Here is a 16516-nt window from a genome sequence, read left to right as displayed (position 1 = left end):
CACGCAAGACGCGTCAGTGGCGGCCTTCTGAAGGGTGCGGACCCTCTCGATGACGTCGGACGGGTCCAGGTTTGTCACAGGCACTCTCCTATGACAGCACAGCTGGTAACAGAATGAAGCCCGCCTACCGGTCGAAGATCGGCAGGCGGGCGGTTACAGCTCGGTGAAGCTCAGCGCGCGACCTGGTAGCAGGGCGACCCGCAGTTCGGCGTCATGACCGGTCCGTCCTTCGGAAGGTCGTGACCGAGGTGCACCCAGCCGTGCTCGTCGGCCTCCGGGTGCGGGACCACCGGGCCGGCCTTTTCGACCGGCTCCGGGGTTTCTTCGGGCTTGGTGTCCGTGGGCGTCGACATGGTCGATCTCCTCTCCCCTGGGGATCTTCATAGGGACGCTGACCGGTGACGGTGAGTCCCTCGCCGCGGGGCCCTCTTCCCCGCGAACGGACCAATAGTTGCACAACGGAGCAGTGATCGGGAGGTCTTTCGCTACGGAAAGTCAGTCCAATCGGCGTGAACTGGGCAGACGCGCTCGCCAAACCGTCCTAACGAGTGAACCCTGTAACGGCTTTGACCAGGGCGTGCATCGCCATCGGGCGGACTAGGGCAGTCGGGGCCATGCGGGTCGACGCGTGCCACCTGTCACGGAGTGTGACTGAGCGTGCGCTCAGGTGGTCTAGTGCGTCGGTTGGTTGGCGGCGCTCGGTCGCTGCCTCGGTGCGCGCTGACTGCGGGTAGGCGCGGCAGGCGCGGCAGGCGATGGTGGTGGGTGACGGTGGTGGGTGACGGTGGCGAGGGAAGGGTGGGCGCGCACGGCGAGCCGCGGGCTGCGGCTCGGGCGCGATACTTGCGGACCTCCGCGGCGGCCGCGGTGGTCTGCCCGGCGCGGCCAGGTCGCGAGTTATGTGGGCATGACACCGCCATTCGTGGCGCTGCACGCGAGTGAACCTACTCAGCCGCTGACGTTCAGGCTCGGCGCGCGGGCCGTCTGCCGTCATGGCGAGGGGGTCTTTGCCGATCGCAGGACCACCGGGATGGTCGGCTGCGGACGCCTGCGGGGCTCGATTGGGCATACCCCGCAGCCGTCGGTGGGCGTAGCGGGGACTTCTTTGTTGCCAGGCGATCCGGTGCTCCCGGCCATGCTTCGGAGTCTGGGCCTTGGTGGTCCGGATCGGGCGGCCGGGAGCGTCGGGGGCGTCTGCGGGTCAGGCGCGCTTTGCTATCACCGCCGTGTGAATCGCTTGGACCAGGCGGGTGTTCTCCGGGGCCGCGCCGCCCGGGAAGGCGAACCTGCGGCGGTTGTAGCCGTACGCCAAGCCTGATCGGGGGTCTGCGAATGCCTGGGAGCCCGCCGCTCCGCTGTGGCCGAATGCGCCCTGGCCCAGGACCGGGTAGTCGTACGAGACGACCGAGAAGCCCAAGCCGAAAGCGTTGGGGCTGCGCGTCGACAGGTCCTCGCCGATCGAGTGGATCTGGGCTACGTCCGCCGCCGTTTCCGGGGTCAGGAGGGGCTCGGGGCCACTGATTGCCGCCGCGTACATTCCCGCCAGACCTCGTGCCGATGCCACGCCGCCTACCGAGGCCGGGCTCAGTCGGCGAACCTGCTTGAGGTTCGGGAGGTCCCAGAGCTCGGGGGCCTCCGGGTGGTTGCGGTTGAACGCGATCGCCGTGATGCTGTCCGGCCCCGTCGCGTTCGCCTCGAGTGCGGCCAGCTGCTCCGGGGTCGGCAGCATCGGCTGCGTGGTCAGGAAACGCGGCTCCAGGTCCTCGGGCAGCCCCAGGTAGAAGTCCAGGTCGTACAGCTTGCGCACGCGCTCCTCGTAGTGCTCCTGGATGCTGCGGCCGGTCACCCGCCGGACGACCTCGCCGGTCAGGGCGCCGATCACCAGTGCGTGGTAGCCGAACGCCGTCCCCGGGCGCCAGTACGGCTTCTGCGGCGCGAGACGCTCGGCGATGATCCGGTCGTCGGCGATCTCCTCGGCGGTGAACCCGTGGTCCGCGCCGACGACGCCGGCGCGGTGCGCCAGGAGGTCCCGCAGCGTGATCGCGGCCTTGCCCGCGGCGCCGAACTCCGGCCAGTAGTGGCTGACGCGCTCGTCGAGGTCCAGCACGGCGTCCTGCACCAGCAGCGCGACCACCAGGTGCGCGGCGCCCTTGGTGGAGGAGAAAACGCCGGTCAGCGAGTCGGCCGTGATCTCCGGGCCGGTCCAGAGGTCGACGACGCGTTCACCGGCGACGTGCGCGACGAGCTGGGCGGCGTAGTCCCCGCCTTCCGCGGTCGCGACGGCGGCGAATTCCTCGCGGACGGACTCGTACCCGTCGGCGACGGTTCCCTGGATGTGCTCGGACGACATGGCGGCTCCCTCAGTGATCACTACGCCTGCGCCACAGTGCAAGGCGGGGCCTCGCCGGGGTATTCCGGGTAGCACGACGCGCGAAAGTGATAGTCCCGCCATGCGGGAACCTGACGACGAAACCGAGCCCACGGAAACCAAGTCGCGCGGCCTCGCGATCACGGCCGTCGCGATCGGCGCGCCCGACCTGACGCCGGCGGTGACGATCCGGGCGACAGGGGTTGATCCTCCGGCCGCCGGTCGTGGCCGCGTGGACGTACTCCGGGGTCGCGCAGGCGTTCGTGCTGGTGCTCGGCGCGCTGTGGTTCGCGTTGCCGCCGATCAGCGTGCTGGCGCTGGTCTTCGGCGTGTACCCCGGCGCGCGCACCACTCCGGCGCCGCGGTGTTCGCGACATCGTCGCTGCACAACGCCGGGCCGTCGATCGCCTCCTTCGACACCCAGCCGGGGACGCTGACGGTAGATCGCCCGCCCGGGCGGGTAGCCACCAGGCATGAAGCTGACTTCGACCGTGCTCGGCGCGCGGGATCCACGCGCGCTGGCCGATTTCTACGCGACCCTGCTCGGCTGGTCGATCAAGACCGACGAGCCGGAGTGGGTGACGCTCCGCCCCGCCGACGACGGACCCGGCCTGTCGTTCCAGCTGGAACCCGACCACGTGCCGCCGGAATGGCCGCAGGCGAAGGGCGCCCAGCAGATGCAGCTGCACCTCGACATCGAGGTCGACGACCTCGACGCGGCGGGCGCGGTCGCCATCGCCGCGGGAGCCGGGCTCTCGGCGTTCCAGCCGCAGGAGAAGGTCCGCGTCTACCTCGACCCGGCCGGGCATCCGTTCTGCCTCTGGACGCGTGAATGAGGTGACGCCCCGCGTTCGAACGGTCACAGGATCCGCTATGTTCGCTGGAGGTACCGGTTCCCGGCGAACGGAGTGAGTCCAGTGGGGGTGCACCGGATCTGGCACCACGGACTGGTCCCCGTCGAGGGGAAACGCCCCCTGGACGCGTTGCGCAGCAGGCTCATCAGCCGACAACGGCAGCACGACGACTACACCGTCACCGATCTCGGCTCGTCCGACGACGGCGGGTCGCGCCGGTGCGACCTGAAGTTCGCGTGGCTCGGCCACGAAGGCCGCTACTCCGTTCAGGTATTGCTTTCGCTCTGCTACCACGCCGGCGAGGACCGCGTGGCGTGGTTGCTGGCGGCGGCGTGCACGCGGCCGTGGCGCAGCTGCCACGAAGCGCCGGCGCAGCGAATCGGCCTGGAGGAGCTGGGCGCCAGCGGTAGCGACGAGATCCCGATCGACGGGCCGGTGCTCTCGATGCACGGCTGGTCCCGCGAGGAGTGCGACCGCGTCGCGGATCTGCTCGCCGAGGCGCTGGTGGCGCCGTGGCGGACGTCGGCGGTGCTGGTGCTCACCGAACCGCCGACGGCGCCGGTCGAGGGCTGGCCGGGGCTGGTGAACGTGTTCGACGTCGACGACCGCTTCCGCCGCACCCTCAACAGCCATCTCCCGCTCGGCTGCGCGGTGCCGCTGGGCGCGCGGCTGTTCGTCCCGCCGTGCGACGATCTGCCGGACTTCGTGGAAGCGACCCTCCCGATGGCCGACCAGGCGCTCGAAGACGCCATGACGCGGTTCATCCAGACGCGGGGCCGGACGCCGCTGCCCGAGGAGTGGGCGGACGTGCCGAGCGTGCGGGCCTGGTACGCGGCGGACCCGTTCGCGGCGCCGGAGCGGGAACCCGACACCGGGATGACCGAGAAGCTGGACCGCGTCGAGCGCGAGCTGGCGGAGGCGCGCGGCGTGATCACCATCCTGCGCAAGAAGGCCAAGACCGGCGCGGAAGAACGGGATCGCGCGGCTCGCGAGGTGAAGGCGCTGCGCGCTCGCATCGAGGAGCTGTCGGCGACCGACCTCGCCTGCCTGCAGGAGCAGCTCGCGCAGCTGCAGGAGGCGCTGGACGACTACACGCGCGCCTTCGACGAGGTGGAGGCCGAACGCGACGAGCTCAGACGGGCCAACGGGTTGCTGGCCGGCACGCTGACCCGCTACCACGACGCCGGCACCGAGGTCGCCGACGCCGAACTTCCGCCGGACGACTTCCCGAGCTTCGCCGACCTCATCGGCGCGGCCGCGGCGACGCTCAAGCACCTCGAGATCACGGCCGAGGCCGCGCCGACGGCGATCCTCGACCACCACCCGAAAGCCGCAGCCTGGCGCCGGAAGGCGTGGGACGCGCTCCGCACGCTCGACGCGTACGCGCGGGCTCGCCGGTCGCTGCTCGACGCCGGCCAGGACCCGGGCCCCGAGCTGTCGGACGTGCTCGCGTTCGCCCGCACCGGCCAGCCGGGCTCGCTGATCAGCGCCAACATCATCGCGCTGGCCGAGTCGGACACCGTGACGACGAACGAACGGCTCCGGCAGGCGCGGACGTTCCGCGTCGACCCGCGGACGAACCCGGCGGGGCGCGACTACTTCGGCGCCCACATCGCGCTGGAGCGCTTCAAGTCGCCGGCGCCGCGGCTGCACTTCCTCGACGACACCGATCGCACGGGCACGGTGTACGTCGGGTACCTGGGCGCCCACCTGCCGACGTCGAAGACCAACTGAGCGAGAATCGCGGGCATGACGGACCACAAGCACCTCGCGTACTGCTGGATCGCCCGCGGTGACGAAGTGCTGTTTCTCCGCCGCGCGCCCGGGGTCTTCCTCGCCGGGCGCTGGGAGCTGCCGGGCGGGACGGCCGAGCCGGGTGAATCTTTCGAGACCACAGCGGTGCGCGAAGCGGCGGAGGAAACCGGGCTGACGGTGCGGATCACCGGGGAACGCGGCCGCGATTCCTGGCCGGACATCACGGGACGGCCGCTGCAGATCCACGCGATCTTCTACGCGGCCGAGGAAACGGGCGCGGGCGAAGTGGTGCTCAATCCGGGAGAACACGACGACTTCGCGTGGCTTACGCCAGCGGAGGCACGCGTTTTGGAGCTGCCGGAGCACTTTCACCGGCTGCTGTCTTCGTAGCCGGCCCCGGCCGGGCGGGCGGATCGTTCTGGTCACGCCATCGACGTTACCCGAACACACGTGCGAAGATCATCGCTGAATCGGGTGATGTGCTGCGCGGGGTTTGGCGCGAGATTTTGTTGCGGTGCAAGGGAAAACGCGCGACTGCGATGGGCGCTGCCCCCGGTCTCCATGCTACCGGAGGGGACCGACAAACCGCGGTACAGCGGGCGGGTGAGCAAAGGCGAGCGGGACCGGGCGAGCGGAGGCCGCGCGATCAGAGTCGGACAACAAGCCACGCGAGCGGGGTCGAGCGAGTGGGGCCACGCCAGGCCGGGCGAGCGGAGTCGAGCGAGCGTGTCAGGCAAGCAAGCCACGCGGGCGCAAGCCACGCCACCGAGGCCGGACCAGCGAAGCCGAGCGAGCAGAGCCGTGCGAGTGGGGCGACGCGAGCCAGGCTGGGCGAGCGGGGCCGAGCGACTGGGGCCACGCGAGCTGGGCCGGACAAACGAGAGTGGACGCCGCCGCGTGAGCGTGCGTCGGCTTTTGCCGGCAGGTGGCGGGCGTCGTTGCGGGCCACCTGGCCGTCGGCGGGCTCCTCATGAGGCGATGGCCTCGTTGATCGCCAGCAGCTCCTGCGCGGTGCGGGTGGCGGTGAATTCGATGACGTCGTAGCGGGCGAGGCGCTGGACCACGAACGGGTCGCTGGCGAGGACCGCGTCGAGCTTGCCGCGCAGTACCGGGCGGGTGAGGATCACGTGGTCGGCCGCACCGCTCCCCTTTCCGGAAACTAAGAAAATTCCCCTCGTGAATTGGGTGCGCAACCAGTCCGAATGGTCCGGGAGCGCGTAGTCCACTTCTGTTTCGGGCGCTGTGTAGGTCAGCAGTGCGATGTACATGATTCAAGAGTAGAACTCCCCCGGCCACCCCGCATCCGCCTGCCGAGTGGCGCCGGACACCGTATTCGGCAATATTCCGGTCAAGAATTCCGGAAAATCTTTACGGCGGCTTTCTGAATCCACCGTACGTAGATCGGCGTACGACAGGGAGTCGACGCCGGGCCGACGCGGGCCGCCCCGTGACGCGCGAGACTCGGGGCATGAACGCACTGACCCGGATCCGGCACGACGTCTGGCAGCACGGCCGGCGCGCCGAGCGGATCGCCTACGTCGTCGGCGCGGTCCTCTTCGTGAGCGGCCTCGTGCACGCGATCGTGCTTCTCGCCACCGGCGGTTCGTGGCTGGGGCCGCTGTCGATGCGCAAGGCCGTCACCTTCGGGCTGTCGTTCGGCCTGACGCTGGCCTCGGTGGCCTGGGCAACGTCGTTCCTCACCGTCCGGCCGCGGTGGCGGTCCATACTGCTCGGCGCGTTCGGCGTCGCGAGCATCGTCGAGGTCGTCCTGGTCAGCATGCAGTCCTGGCGCGGCGTGCCGTCGCACTTCGACTTCGAGACGCCGTTCGACAACGTCGTGTCGATGACGCTCGCCGCGGGGGGCGGGGTGCTCATCCTGACCGTCATTGGCTTCACCGCCGCCGCGCTCGTCGAACCCGGGCCGGACGCGCCGAGCCTGCGTCTCGCCGTCCGGGCCGGGCTGCTCGTGCTGGTGGTCGCGCTGGCCACCGGGGCCGTGATGATCGCCCGCGGCGTGGTGGAAGCCCGTGGCGGCGATCCGCAGCTGGCCTACACGACCGCGGGCTCGCTCAAGCCGCTGCACGCGGTCGCGATGCACGCGATCCTCGTGCTGCCCGGGCTGGCCTGGCTGCTCACCTTCACCCGCTGGCCCGAGGCCCACCGGCTGCGCGTGGTCGTGATCGCGGTGGTCGCCGACGCCGTGCTCACCGCCGTGATCGGGGTCGAGTCCTTCACCGGCGTCTCGCCGTTCGCCGCGCCGCTGCCGGTGCTCGCGTTGTCCATCTTGGCGGCGGCCGCGCTGGCCGGCACCGGGCTTTACGCGCTGAGCGGCGTTGAACCGGGTATCCGATTCGTACGTATCTCCGATGGGAAGGCAAGGGGCCGGTAAAGCGGCGGACGGAGACCACGTGCGGCACGGCATGACCACGAACGGCCTTTTCCAGCAGAGTCAGGCCCACAGCCCGTCGTTCTTCTCCGTCATGCGGGCGATGGGCCAGCACGGCGACGACCTCGCTGACTTCTGCATCCCCTGCAACCCGTACTTCCCGACCGACGGGATGTTCGGCGAGCTGGAACGGAACCTCCGCACGATCCTCAAGTTCTACCCGAGCGACGCGGGCGCGATCACCGCGCAGCTGGCGCACGTGCTCCGCCTCAACCCCTCGACGATCTCGCTGGCCAACGGCTCGACCGAGCTGATCACCTGGATCGACCACCTGCTGGTGGACGCCAGCATCGCGGTGCCGATCCCGACGTTCGGCCGCTGGACCGACCAGCCACTGGAAACCGGCAAGCGCGTCGACATGTTCCTGCTGAAGGAAGCGAACAACTTCGAGTTGCGCGTCGACGAGTACATCGAGTTCATCAAGCGTCGCGGCTCGCGAGTCGCGGTGCTGTGCAACCCGAACAACCCGGACGGCGGCTACCTGTCACGCCGTGAGGTCATCCGGTTCATGGACGCCCTGGAAGACCTCGACCTCGTGGTGATCGACGAGTCGTTCATCGACTTCGTCGAGGCCGAGATGAACCCGTCGGTGGCCGCCGAAGCCGTCGTGCGGCCGAACGTCATCGTGCTGAAGAGCCTCGGGAAGAACTTCGGGCTGCACGGGATCCGCTTCGGCTACCAGGTGTCGAACCCGGCGCTGACGCGCAAGCTGTCGGCCGCGCTGCCGAAGTGGAACCTGAACTCGCTGGCCGAGACCGTCATCTTCATGCTCGCCGAGCACCGCGCGGAGTACGAGGACAGCCTCAAGCGGCTCGCGCTCGACCGGTTCATGATGAACTCGCAGCTGAGCCAGTTCCCGGAGCTGACGGTGTACCCGTCGCAGGCGAACTTCCTGCTCGTCAAGCTGCCCGGCTCGGTCGACGGCGCCGAGCTGTGCGACTACCTGCTCACCGAGCACCACCTGCTGGTGCGCCAGTGCGGCAACAAGATCGGCATGACCAGCCAGTTCATGCGCTTCGGGGTGCGGCCGGACACCGAGGTCGAGCGGCTGGTCGAGGGACTGCGCGGGGTCGAGCGGCTCGGCGGCGGCCGTCACACGCCGCCGATCGAGCTCGTCTCGCACTCCCGCGAGCCGGAACGGTCGATCAGCTGACCACGTGGTCGATGGCCGACTTCCAAGCGAACCTCCGGCCGTTCGCCGAACTCGACCGCGCGGGCCGCACGCGCAGGCTGCGCCGGCTCGCCGAAGCGGCGTTGACCGACTACGACGTCCCGGTGGCGCGGCTGACGCCGTTGGCGCGCGGGCGCAACACGACGTTCCGGGTGGACGGCGCGGACGGCCGCCGGTACGTGCTGCGCGTGGAGCGGCCGGACGGCCCGAGCGTCACGCAGGTGCGGGCCGAGGTGGCCTGGCTCGCGGCGCTGTGCCGGGAGACGGACCTGGTGGTGCCGCGGCCGGTGCCGACGCGGCACCGGGAGCCGGCCACCGTCGTCGCCGACCCGGCCGTGCCCGAGCCGCGCACCTGCGTGCTGCGCCACTGGGTCGAGGGCCGGTTCCTCGACGAGCGGCTCAACGCGTCGCAGCTGTACCGGCTGGGCGAGGTCACCGCGCGGCTGCAGCGCCACGGCGCCCGGATGAACGGCCTCGACCGCGGCCGCGTCGACGACCTCAGCGCGTTCGGCCGGGCGCAGGTGGACGGCTTCTCGGCGACCGTCGTCGAGCGGGCGGTCGCGCTGGCCGGCGAGGACGTCCGCGCCGCGCTGGAGCGGGTGCGGGCGGTGCGGGCCGCGCTCGGGTTCGGCGCCGACGTGTTCGGCCTGGTCCACGGCGGCCTGCACCAGGAGAACTACCTGGTCCACCGCGGCCGGGTCGCGGTGGTCGGCTTCGACGGCTGCGGGTACGGGCACTACGCCTACGACCTGGCCGTGACGGTCGAGGCGTTCGCGCACCTGCCGCACCGCGCGGAGCTGCGGGAGGCGCTGCTGGACGGGTACCGGTCGGTGCGCCCGGCCACGTTCGCGACCGACCCGGCCGTGCTCGACGCGTTCATCGGCCTGCGCCGGGTCCAGCTGCGGCTGCGCGCACTCGACGGGACGGCCTGACGTTACAGATCGCCGCTACACTTGCTACATGGCCGGACGATCGAGCAACGCCACCAGCACCCGCGACCGCCTCCTGCTGGCCGCCGGGCAGCTCCTGCACGAGGCGGACGGCGGCGCGGTGTCGACGCGCGCGATCTGCGAACGCGCCGGTGTCCAGGCCCCGACGCTGTACCACCACTTCGGCAGCAAGCAGGGCCTGCTCGACGCCGTCGTGAACTACGGCTTCACCCAGTACGTCCAGGCGCCCGAAACCGGCGGCGACCCGGTCGCGCGGATCCGCGAGGGCTGGGACAGGCACGTCGCGTACGGCCTGGAAAACCCCGCGTTCTACGTGCTGCTCTACGGCCAGATCGAGCCCGGCGTGCCGTGCAACCTCACCAGCAGCGCCGAGGCGATGCTGCTCGAGCTGTTCACCCCGCTCGCCCGCGCCGGGCGGCTGCGCGTCGAGGCGACCGAGGCCGCGCGGCAGTTCGCGGCGGCGAACAGCGGCGTCACCCTCAGCCTGATCGCCCAGCCCGAAGGTGTCCGTGACCTGGCGATGTCCGCGCAGGTCCGGGACGCCGTGCTGGCCGGGCTGCTCACCGACGGCCCGGCCGCGGGGTCGTCGACGAGCGCGCTCGCGGTCGCTTTGTCGACCGCGCTCACGGACGACGTCGACGAGCTGACGACCACCGAGCGACAGCTGTTGCGGGAGTGGCTGCACCGTCTCGCGAGCTGACGCTACATTTGCTACATTGAGTCGTATGGCGAATGTAACGAATGAGTTCGGCGTGTTCCTGGCCCCGCACCGCGACGACGAGACGCGCAAGGCGCACGCCGTCGCGGCCGACAAGCTCGGCTACGGCACGGTCTGGTTCGGCACCGGCACCGCGTCGGTCGGCGACCTCGCATTTGTCGAGGACGTCTTGGCCGCGACCGAGCGGATCACCGTGGCGACGGCGATCGTGAACATGTGGGCCGACGAGCCGGAGACGCTGGCCGAGTCGTACCACCGGCTGGCGGGCCGGTACGGAAAGCGTTTGCTCCTGGGCATCGGCGTCGGCCACCCCGAGTCGATCGCCGCTTACCAGAGCCCGTACGACAAGATCGTCGGCTACCTCGACCGGCTGGACGCGGCCGGCGTGCCCGTCGACGCCCGGATCCTGGCCGCGCTCGGCGACCGCGTGCTGAAGCTGGCCGCCGACCGCACCACCGGTGCGGTCCCCTACCTCGTGCCGGTCGCGCACACGCGGCACGCGCGATCGATACTGGGTCCGGGCAAGCTCCTGACACCGGAACAGAAAGTGGTCGTCGGCGAGGACCCGGTGGCGGCGCGCGCGATCGGCCGGCCGTTCGTCCGCGAGCCGTACCTCGGGCTGCGCAACTACGTGAACAACCTGCGGCGCCACGGGTACACCGAGGCGGACGTCGCCGATGGCGGCAGTGATCGCCTGATCGACGACCTCGTGTTCCACGGCACGCCCGAGAGCATCGCGAAGCGCCTGCGGTCCCATGTGGACGCCGGAGCCGACCACGTGGCCGTCCAGGTGCTCGGCCCCACGCCGGACGTAGAGGCCGAGCACCGCCGGATCCTCGCCGGCCTACTGCTCTGATCAGCCCGGCGCCGGGGCCAGCGCGTTCAGCGCCGTGACGATCACGCTTTCCTCGTAGGTGAAGTGAGTGTCCAATGCGGACGCCAGCCGGTCGAACTCCGCGTGCAGCCGGGCCGGGTCGGACTCCTCGTCGACGAGCCGCTGGATCTTTTCCTGCAGTTGCGCGACGACGACGTGTTCCTCACCGAGCTTCGTCAACGCGGGCGCGAGCGCGGGGAACTGCGCGGCCAGCATCGGGAAGATCGCCGTGTCCTCGCCCGTGTGGTGGCGGGTGAGGGCCGAGCAGAAACCGAGACAGCGCTTGCCGAAGCTCAGCGGTTCACCGGAATCCAGCTGGGCACGCAGGTCCCGCAGTTCGGTGCGCAGCCAGTCGTGCACCTCGACGATCCAGTCGCCCATGCGCCGGACGCGGTCGAGGCGGTGCAGCACGAGCACCGGCAGCACCCGGGTGGTGCGGGCCTGGTAGTCCCCGAAGCCCGGCTGCTGCTCGACGACCTTGGCGAACAGGGCGTCACGGTCGGGGGCGATGGCGGCCATCGCCTCGAACGTTTCGGTGCCGGTTTCCACGGTCACCAAAGGGTTCTTGCGGATGTTGTGGTACCAGGCGGGGTGTTTCGGCAACCCCATCGCCGAGGCGACGACGACCAGCTGGCCGTCGATGCGCAGGGCTCCCAAGGTGACGCGGTGTTTCCGGCCGGTGCGGGCACCGGTCGTGGTGAGCTGGATCAAACTCGCGTGGTCCTTCCGATGTGGAGTGATCGGAGGCGTGAGAGGGCACGACGGAGGCACACTTATCCCACAGCAGGGAAAAGACGAGAGACACCGACGTGTCGATCTCAGGGGGCTGAGTAGCCACTACCTCCGTGCGTAGGCCCATCCGGGGCGCACTTCCACGGTAGCACGGAATCAGCGCGCGTCGTCAACGGCTTCCTTCGCCGCGATGGAAGCTTCGTCGGCCTGGTCGAAGGCTTCCTTGGCCGTCTCGAACTCGGCCGTCGCGCGCTCGGCGCGTTCCTCGGCTTCCGCCAGGCGGGCCCGCAGGTCTTCGACGCGGGCCGTGGCCTGCTCGGCCGCGCGCTCGGTGCGGACGAGGTCGCGCTCGGCCACCGCGCGTTCCTTCGCCAGCTCGGCGGCTTCCTTGCGCAGGCGCTCGCGTTCGGCGCGGACGCGCTCCCGCTCGGCCCGTTCTTCTTCGTCGCGTTTGGAGTCCCGCTCGACCTTCGCGGGTTCGGCCTTTCCGGCCCGCTTGGCCTTCGCGGGTTCGGCCTTTTCCACCAGCTTGGCCGGGCGCTTGCCGGTCGACGGCGGGGCGGTCGCGGCGAGCGTGAACCACTGGTCGGTGTCCTGGTGCGCGACCGACGTCAGGCACCCGGCCAAGGCGAGCGCGGCGGTGTCCGGGTCGGCCGCGACGGCTTCGAGCGTCGCCTCGACCTCCCGCGCCACGGTGTCGCTCATCTTGGCCAGGCCGTGCAGGATCCGCCGCACCAGCTCGCCGCGACGCCGGGCCAGCGCGCGCAGGTCGTCCCCGGCCAGGCGCGTGTGCGCGTCCCGCAGCTCGTCGCCGAGCTCGGCCAGCTCACGCAGCTCATCCGGGTCGTCGCGGGCCAGCCGGTTGACGATCGCCGCGGCCGTGGTCGGCTTCCGCAGCTCCTTGATCTTCGCCGCCAGGTCGGTGTCGCCCTCGGCCTTAGCCGTCTTCGCCGCCGCGTTGCGCGCGCTGACGAACTCCGCGAGGTCACCCCCGTAGAGCTCGCCGGCCACCGTCTTCAGGTCCATCCCACCCAGCCAACCACATCGGACTGGTGCGAGCACCCGCGAACAGTCATCATCGGGTCAGGGGCGACGAAGGGAAGGCGCGTGTTCTTCGATCTGGGTGTCCGGGACTTCCTCGACCGCGCCGAGGCGGTGTACCCGGACCGCGTCGCGGTGGTCGACGAGCCGAACCAGCCTGCGCCGAGCTGGGGTTCGCTCACCTACCGCGAGGTCGCGCGGCGGGCCCGCGCGCAGGCCGCCCACCTCGACGCGCTGGGCGTGCCGGTCGGCGGGCGCGTCGCGGTGGTGTCGCACAACGCCGCCCGCCTGCTCATGTCGTTCTTCGGCGTCTCGGCCTGGGGCCGGGTGCTGGTGCCGGTGAACTTCCGGCTCGCGCCGGCCGAGGTGAAGTACATCGTGGAGCACTCCGGCGCGGAGGTGCTGATCGTCGACCCCGAGCTGGAACACCTGCTCGGCACCGTCACCGCGAAGCACGTCTTCGTGCTGGGCCGCGACGACGACGCGATCTGGGGCGGCGACGGCGAACCGCGGCCGTGGGCGGGCGACGAGTCGGCCACCGCGACGATCAACTACACCTCCGGCACGACGGCGCGGCCGAAGGGCGTGCAGCTGACCCAGCGCAACATCTGGCTCAACGCGGCCGTCTTCGGGCTGCACACGACGTTGAACGACAACGACGTCCTGCTGCACACGCTCCCGATGTTCCACTGCAACGGCTGGGGCATGCCGTACGCGGTGACCGGGCTCGGCGGGCGGCACATCGTGCTGCGCAAAGTCGACGGCACCGAGATCCTGCGGCGCGTCGAGGAGCACGGCGTGACGATCCTGTGCGCCGCGCCCGCGGTGGTCAGCGCGGCGCTCGACGGCGCCGCGAGCTGGGACGGCGAGATCCCGGGCCGCGACCGCGTCCGGATCGTCGTGGCCGGCGCACCCCCGCCGACCCGGACGATCGAGCGGGTGCGGGCCGAGCTGGGCTGGGAGTTCATCCAGATCTACGGCCTCACCGAGACGGCGCCGCTGCTGACGGTCAACCGGATGCGCAGCGAGTGGGCCGACCTCGACCCGCACGAGCAGGCGAAGCTGCTGGGCCGCGCCGGCACGCCCGCGCTGGGCGTCCGGATCGCCGTCGACACCGACGGCGAGGTGCTCGCGCAGTCGAACCACAACCTCGACGGCTACTGGGAGAACCCCGACGAGACCGCGCGGGTGCAGGAGGGCAACTGGTTCCACACCGGTGACGGCGGTTCGTTCGAAGACGGCTACCTCACCATCGCGGACCGCAAGAAGGACGTGATCATCTCGGGCGGCGAGAACGTGTCGTCGATCGAGGTGGAGGACGCGCTCAGCTCGCACCCGGCGGTCCGCGAGGCCGCGGTGATCGGCATCCCGGACGAGAAGTGGGGCGAGCTGGTGACGGCGTTGGTGGTGACCGCCTCGGAGGTCACTTCGGAGGAGCTGATCAAGCACTGCCGGGAGTACCTGGCGGGGTACAAGTGCCCGAAGCGGGTGGAGTTCCTGGACGAGCTGCCGCGGACGGCGACCGGGAAGATCCAGAAGTTCAAGCTGCGGGAGCCGTTCTGGCAGGGCCAGGCCCGAGGGGTGAATTGAGGTTCTTCTTCGACGCGGGATCGGGCACGGTGCTCTGGGCCGGCGTCGGCCCGGCGGACGTGGACCGGTTGCCGATCAGCGCCGGGTTGCGCGCGGAGCTGGACAGCCTCGTGGAACAGTACGACGAGTCGCTGAACTGGGACTACCCGCCGGATCCCGGCCCGTGGCGGGAAGCGCGGTGCCTTCGTTTCAACGCCGACGTCCGGGCGGCGCTGGCCCGGCTGCGTCGTGAACTCGGGGAGGACGTCGAGGACGGGTTCACCGAGCTGCACGAGGATCCGGACCTGGACCGCTACCTGGCCGGCCCGAAGGGCTTCAAGCGCTAGCGGACCAGGCGGAAGAACGTCCGCACCTCGGCGACGAACAGCTCCGGCTGCTCGAACGCCGCGAAGTGCCCGCCCCGGTCCAGCTCGTTCCAGTGCCGGATGTCCGTGTACCTCCGCGCGGCCCACCGGCGCGACGGCCTCGGCATCTCCTTCGGGAAGATCGAACAGCCCGTCGGGACGTCGACCGTGTCGTCCGTGGCCTCGCTGAACCACTTCTGGACCTTGGCGATACTTTCCCAGTACAACCGCGCCGACGACGTCGCCGTGCCCGTCAGCCAGTAGAGCGTGATGTTGTCCAGCAGCTCGTCGCGGGTGAAGGGGAAGCCGTCGGACCAGGCGTGGAACTTCTCCAGCAGCCAGCCGCACAGGCCGGCCGGGGAGTCGGCCAGGCCGTAGCCCAGGGTCTGCGGGCGGGTCGACTGCTGGACCGAGTAGCCGTCCTCCCAGCGCTGCGCGTGCTCCAACGCCGCCAGCGCTTCGCGTTCCGCAACAGTCAGCTCGTCGAACGTCGCCGGGTCGGGGGCGGCGATCGGCGGGTTCAGGTGGATGCCCACCAGGTGGGCCGCGTCCCGCTGGGCCAGCGACGTCGTGATCGACGTTCCCCAGTCGCCGCCCTGGGCGCCGTAGCGGGAGTAACCCAGGCGGGCCATCAGTTCCGCCCACGCCGCCGCGATCCGCTCGATGCCCCAGCCCGGTGCCGACGGCTTGTCGCTGAAGCCGTACCCCGGCAGCGAGGGGATCACCAGGTGGAACTCGCGCGAGAGCGGCTCGATCACCTTGGTGAACTCGACGATCGAGCCGGGCCAGCCGTGCGTCAGCACCAGCGGCAGTGCATCCGGGTGCGGCGAACGCACGTGCAGGAAATGCACGCCCAGGCCGTCGATTTCGGTGCGGTACTGCGGAAATCCGTTGAGCCGGGCCTCCACGCGGCGCCAGTCGTAGCCGGCGGCCCAGTACTCGCAGAACTCCCGCAGCACGGCCAGCGGTGTGCCCTGGCTCCAGTCGCCGACCGGCTCCGGCTCGGGCCAGCGGGTCCGGCGCAGGCGCGCGCGCAGGTCGTCGAGGTCGGCTTCGGGGACGTCGATCCGGAACGGCGTGATCACGCCGGGACGTAGGTCAGCTGGACGACGCCGTTGCCGAAGGTGGCCGACTTCTTCAGCACCAGCGGAAAACCCGGCCCCTCTTCGGGGAACAGCCGCTTCCCGCGGCCCACGACGATCGGGTACAGCAGCAGGTTCAGCTCGTCGACCAGGCCTTCGGCCAGCAGCCAGCGCACGGCCGTGGTGCTGCCGCTGGTCATGATGTCGCCGCCCTCCCCGGCCTTCAACGCCCGGACAGCTTCGACGGAATCCCCGGTCAGCAGCGTCGAGTTGTTCCAGCTGACCTCGGACAACGTCGACGACAGCACGTACTTGCGGGCGCTGTACATGAATTCGGCGCCCGCGTCGTCCTCGACCATCCGCCCGGGCCACGCCTCGGCGAAGCCCTCGTAGGTGACGCGGCCGAGCAGCATCGCGTCGGCCGCCGCCATCCCGCCGCCGACGGCGCGGCCGATCTCGTCGTTCCAGTAGCGCAGCGACCACTTGTCGGGCGCCTCGACCACACCGTCCAGCGAGAGGAACAGGTTCGACACGATCTTGCGCATGGCCACCCCTTCGGTCGAGTTCCCACTATGACCGAAAGGCCGCCGT

18 protein-coding genes are annotated in these 16516 nt (G+C 70.5%); 11 read left to right on the top strand and 7 right to left on the bottom strand.

All coding sequences use genetic code 11. The features are described from left to right. Nucleotides 1–170: 170 nt before the first annotated feature. Both ACLJQZ_RS33515 and ACLJQZ_RS33510 read right to left on the bottom strand, forming a co-directional pair. Nucleotides 171–353: a hypothetical protein gene (locus ACLJQZ_RS33515; protein ID WP_410623820.1), complete on the bottom strand. Its 183-nt coding sequence runs from the start codon at nt 351–353 to the stop codon at nt 171–173. Nucleotides 354–1201: 848 nt separating this feature from the next. Then, on the bottom strand, nt 1202–2350 hold the full coding sequence (locus ACLJQZ_RS33510) for a serine hydrolase domain-containing protein (protein WP_410623819.1): 1149 nt from the start codon (nt 2348–2350) through the stop codon (nt 1202–1204). Nucleotides 2351–2592: 242 nt separating this feature from the next. Between ACLJQZ_RS33510 and ACLJQZ_RS33505 the strand changes: the two genes are divergently transcribed. From ACLJQZ_RS33505 to ACLJQZ_RS33490, 4 genes are all read left to right on the top strand, one after another. Next, entirely contained in the window at nt 2593–2805 is a 213-nt protein-coding gene (locus tag ACLJQZ_RS33505) for a hypothetical protein (RefSeq protein WP_410623818.1), read from the top strand. Between the two features lie 36 nt (nt 2806–2841). Then, complete coding sequence (locus ACLJQZ_RS33500) at nt 2842–3204, top strand: VOC family protein (protein ID WP_410623817.1); 363 nt, start codon at nt 2842–2844, stop codon at nt 3202–3204. An 81-nt stretch (nt 3205–3285) separates the two neighbouring features. Next, nucleotides 3286–4956 carry a hypothetical protein gene (locus ACLJQZ_RS33495; RefSeq protein ID WP_410623816.1) on the top strand — a complete coding sequence of 557 codons (1671 nt, stop codon included), beginning with the start codon at nt 3286–3288 and terminating at the stop codon, nt 4954–4956. A gap of 15 nt (nt 4957–4971) precedes the next feature. Further along, entirely contained in the window at nt 4972–5367 is a 396-nt protein-coding gene (locus ACLJQZ_RS33490; protein ID WP_410623815.1) for an NUDIX domain-containing protein, read from the top strand. A gap of 578 nt (nt 5368–5945) precedes the next feature. On the opposite strand, the gene ACLJQZ_RS33485 is transcribed toward ACLJQZ_RS33490, so the two are convergent. Continuing rightward, the gene (locus ACLJQZ_RS33485) at nt 5946–6245 is read right to left on the bottom strand and encodes a YciI family protein (RefSeq protein WP_410623814.1); all 300 of its coding nucleotides are present in this window, start codon (nt 6243–6245) and stop codon (nt 5946–5948) included. A gap of 200 nt (nt 6246–6445) precedes the next feature. On the opposite strand from ACLJQZ_RS33485, the gene ACLJQZ_RS33480 reads away from it, so the two are divergent. From ACLJQZ_RS33480 to ACLJQZ_RS33460, 5 genes are read left to right on the top strand one after another with little or no spacing between them, the layout of a single operon-like run. Beyond that, nucleotides 6446–7366, top strand: coding sequence for a hypothetical protein (locus ACLJQZ_RS33480; RefSeq protein WP_410623813.1), 921 nt, complete (start codon nt 6446–6448; stop codon nt 7364–7366). 19 nt (nt 7367–7385) lie between these two features. After that, the gene (locus ACLJQZ_RS33475) at nt 7386–8576 is read left to right on the top strand and encodes a histidinol-phosphate transaminase (protein ID WP_326944009.1); all 1191 of its coding nucleotides are present in this window, start codon (nt 7386–7388) and stop codon (nt 8574–8576) included. Between the two features lie 11 nt (nt 8577–8587). Beyond that, entirely contained in the window at nt 8588–9526 is a 939-nt protein-coding gene (locus ACLJQZ_RS33470) for a phosphotransferase enzyme family protein (protein WP_410623812.1), read from the top strand. Nucleotides 9527–9554: 28 nt separating this feature from the next. Then, on the top strand, nt 9555–10244 hold the full coding sequence (locus ACLJQZ_RS33465) for a TetR/AcrR family transcriptional regulator (protein ID WP_410623811.1): 690 nt from the start codon (nt 9555–9557) through the stop codon (nt 10242–10244). 25 nt (nt 10245–10269) lie between these two features. After that, the gene (locus tag ACLJQZ_RS33460) at nt 10270–11118 is read left to right on the top strand and encodes an LLM class F420-dependent oxidoreductase (protein WP_410623810.1); all 849 of its coding nucleotides are present in this window, start codon (nt 10270–10272) and stop codon (nt 11116–11118) included. On the opposite strand, the gene ACLJQZ_RS33455 is transcribed toward ACLJQZ_RS33460, so the two are convergent. Together ACLJQZ_RS33455 and ACLJQZ_RS33450 are read right to left on the bottom strand one after the other, a co-directional pair. Beyond that, nucleotides 11119–11847: a nitroreductase/quinone reductase family protein gene (locus ACLJQZ_RS33455; RefSeq protein ID WP_410623809.1), complete on the bottom strand. Its 729-nt coding sequence runs from the start codon at nt 11845–11847 to the stop codon at nt 11119–11121. Nucleotides 11848–12024: 177 nt separating this feature from the next. Continuing rightward, complete coding sequence (locus tag ACLJQZ_RS33450) at nt 12025–12894, bottom strand: hypothetical protein (protein ID WP_410623808.1); 870 nt, start codon at nt 12892–12894, stop codon at nt 12025–12027. Nucleotides 12895–12975: 81 nt separating this feature from the next. Here ACLJQZ_RS33450 and ACLJQZ_RS33445 point away from each other — a divergent pair, with 81 nt between their 5' ends. Together ACLJQZ_RS33445 and ACLJQZ_RS33440 are read left to right on the top strand one after the other, a co-directional pair. Further along, entirely contained in the window at nt 12976–14499 is a 1524-nt protein-coding gene (locus tag ACLJQZ_RS33445) for an AMP-binding protein (protein WP_410623807.1), read from the top strand. Further along, the gene (locus ACLJQZ_RS33440; protein ID WP_410623806.1) at nt 14496–14825 is read left to right on the top strand and encodes a hypothetical protein; all 330 of its coding nucleotides are present in this window, start codon (nt 14496–14498) and stop codon (nt 14823–14825) included. The genes ACLJQZ_RS33445 and ACLJQZ_RS33440 overlap by 4 nt, the downstream gene beginning before the upstream one ends. On the opposite strand, the gene ACLJQZ_RS33435 is transcribed toward ACLJQZ_RS33440, so the two are convergent. Both ACLJQZ_RS33435 and ACLJQZ_RS33430 read right to left on the bottom strand, forming a co-directional pair. Then, nucleotides 14822–15928: an epoxide hydrolase family protein gene (locus ACLJQZ_RS33435; protein ID WP_410623805.1), complete on the bottom strand. Its 1107-nt coding sequence runs from the start codon at nt 15926–15928 to the stop codon at nt 14822–14824. The genes ACLJQZ_RS33440 and ACLJQZ_RS33435 overlap by 4 nt on opposite strands. Then, complete coding sequence (locus tag ACLJQZ_RS33430) at nt 15925–16470, bottom strand: dihydrofolate reductase family protein (protein ID WP_410623804.1); 546 nt, start codon at nt 16468–16470, stop codon at nt 15925–15927. Before ACLJQZ_RS33430 ends, ACLJQZ_RS33435 begins: the two co-directional genes overlap by 4 nt. Nucleotides 16471–16516 lie beyond the last annotated feature (46 nt).

Origin of the sequence: Amycolatopsis sp. cmx-8-4, from assembly GCF_046548675.1 — a bacterium.
GTDB lineage: Bacteria > Actinomycetota > Actinomycetes > Mycobacteriales > Pseudonocardiaceae > Amycolatopsis.
Note: the sequence above shows the minus strand (reverse complement) of the source record. Positions and strands in the feature narration are given on the sequence as shown.

Bases quoted from the DNA above. Each gene is read 5' to 3' on its own strand.
- ACLJQZ_RS33515 (WP_410623820.1), bottom strand. From the start codon at position 353: ATGTCGACGCCCACGGACACCAAGCCCGAAGAAACCCCGGAGCCGGTC.
- ACLJQZ_RS33510 (WP_410623819.1), bottom strand. From the start codon at position 2,350: ATGTCGTCCGAGCACATCCAGGGAACCGTCGCCGACGGGTACGAGTCC.
- ACLJQZ_RS33500 (WP_410623817.1), top strand. From the start codon at position 2,842: ATGAAGCTGACTTCGACCGTGCTCGGCGCGCGGGATCCACGCGCGCTG.
- ACLJQZ_RS33490 (WP_410623815.1), top strand. From the start codon at position 4,972: ATGACGGACCACAAGCACCTCGCGTACTGCTGGATCGCCCGCGGTGAC.
- ACLJQZ_RS33485 (WP_410623814.1), bottom strand. From the start codon at position 6,245: ATGTACATCGCACTGCTGACCTACACAGCGCCCGAAACAGAAGTGGAC.
- ACLJQZ_RS33480 (WP_410623813.1), top strand. From the start codon at position 6,446: ATGAACGCACTGACCCGGATCCGGCACGACGTCTGGCAGCACGGCCGG.
- ACLJQZ_RS33470 (WP_410623812.1), top strand. From the start codon at position 8,588: ATGGCCGACTTCCAAGCGAACCTCCGGCCGTTCGCCGAACTCGACCGC.
- ACLJQZ_RS33465 (WP_410623811.1), top strand. From the start codon at position 9,555: ATGGCCGGACGATCGAGCAACGCCACCAGCACCCGCGACCGCCTCCTG.
- ACLJQZ_RS33460 (WP_410623810.1), top strand. From the start codon at position 10,270: ATGGCGAATGTAACGAATGAGTTCGGCGTGTTCCTGGCCCCGCACCGC.
- ACLJQZ_RS33450 (WP_410623808.1), bottom strand. From the start codon at position 12,894: ATGGACCTGAAGACGGTGGCCGGCGAGCTCTACGGGGGTGACCTCGCG.
- ACLJQZ_RS33430 (WP_410623804.1), bottom strand. From the start codon at position 16,470: ATGCGCAAGATCGTGTCGAACCTGTTCCTCTCGCTGGACGGTGTGGTC.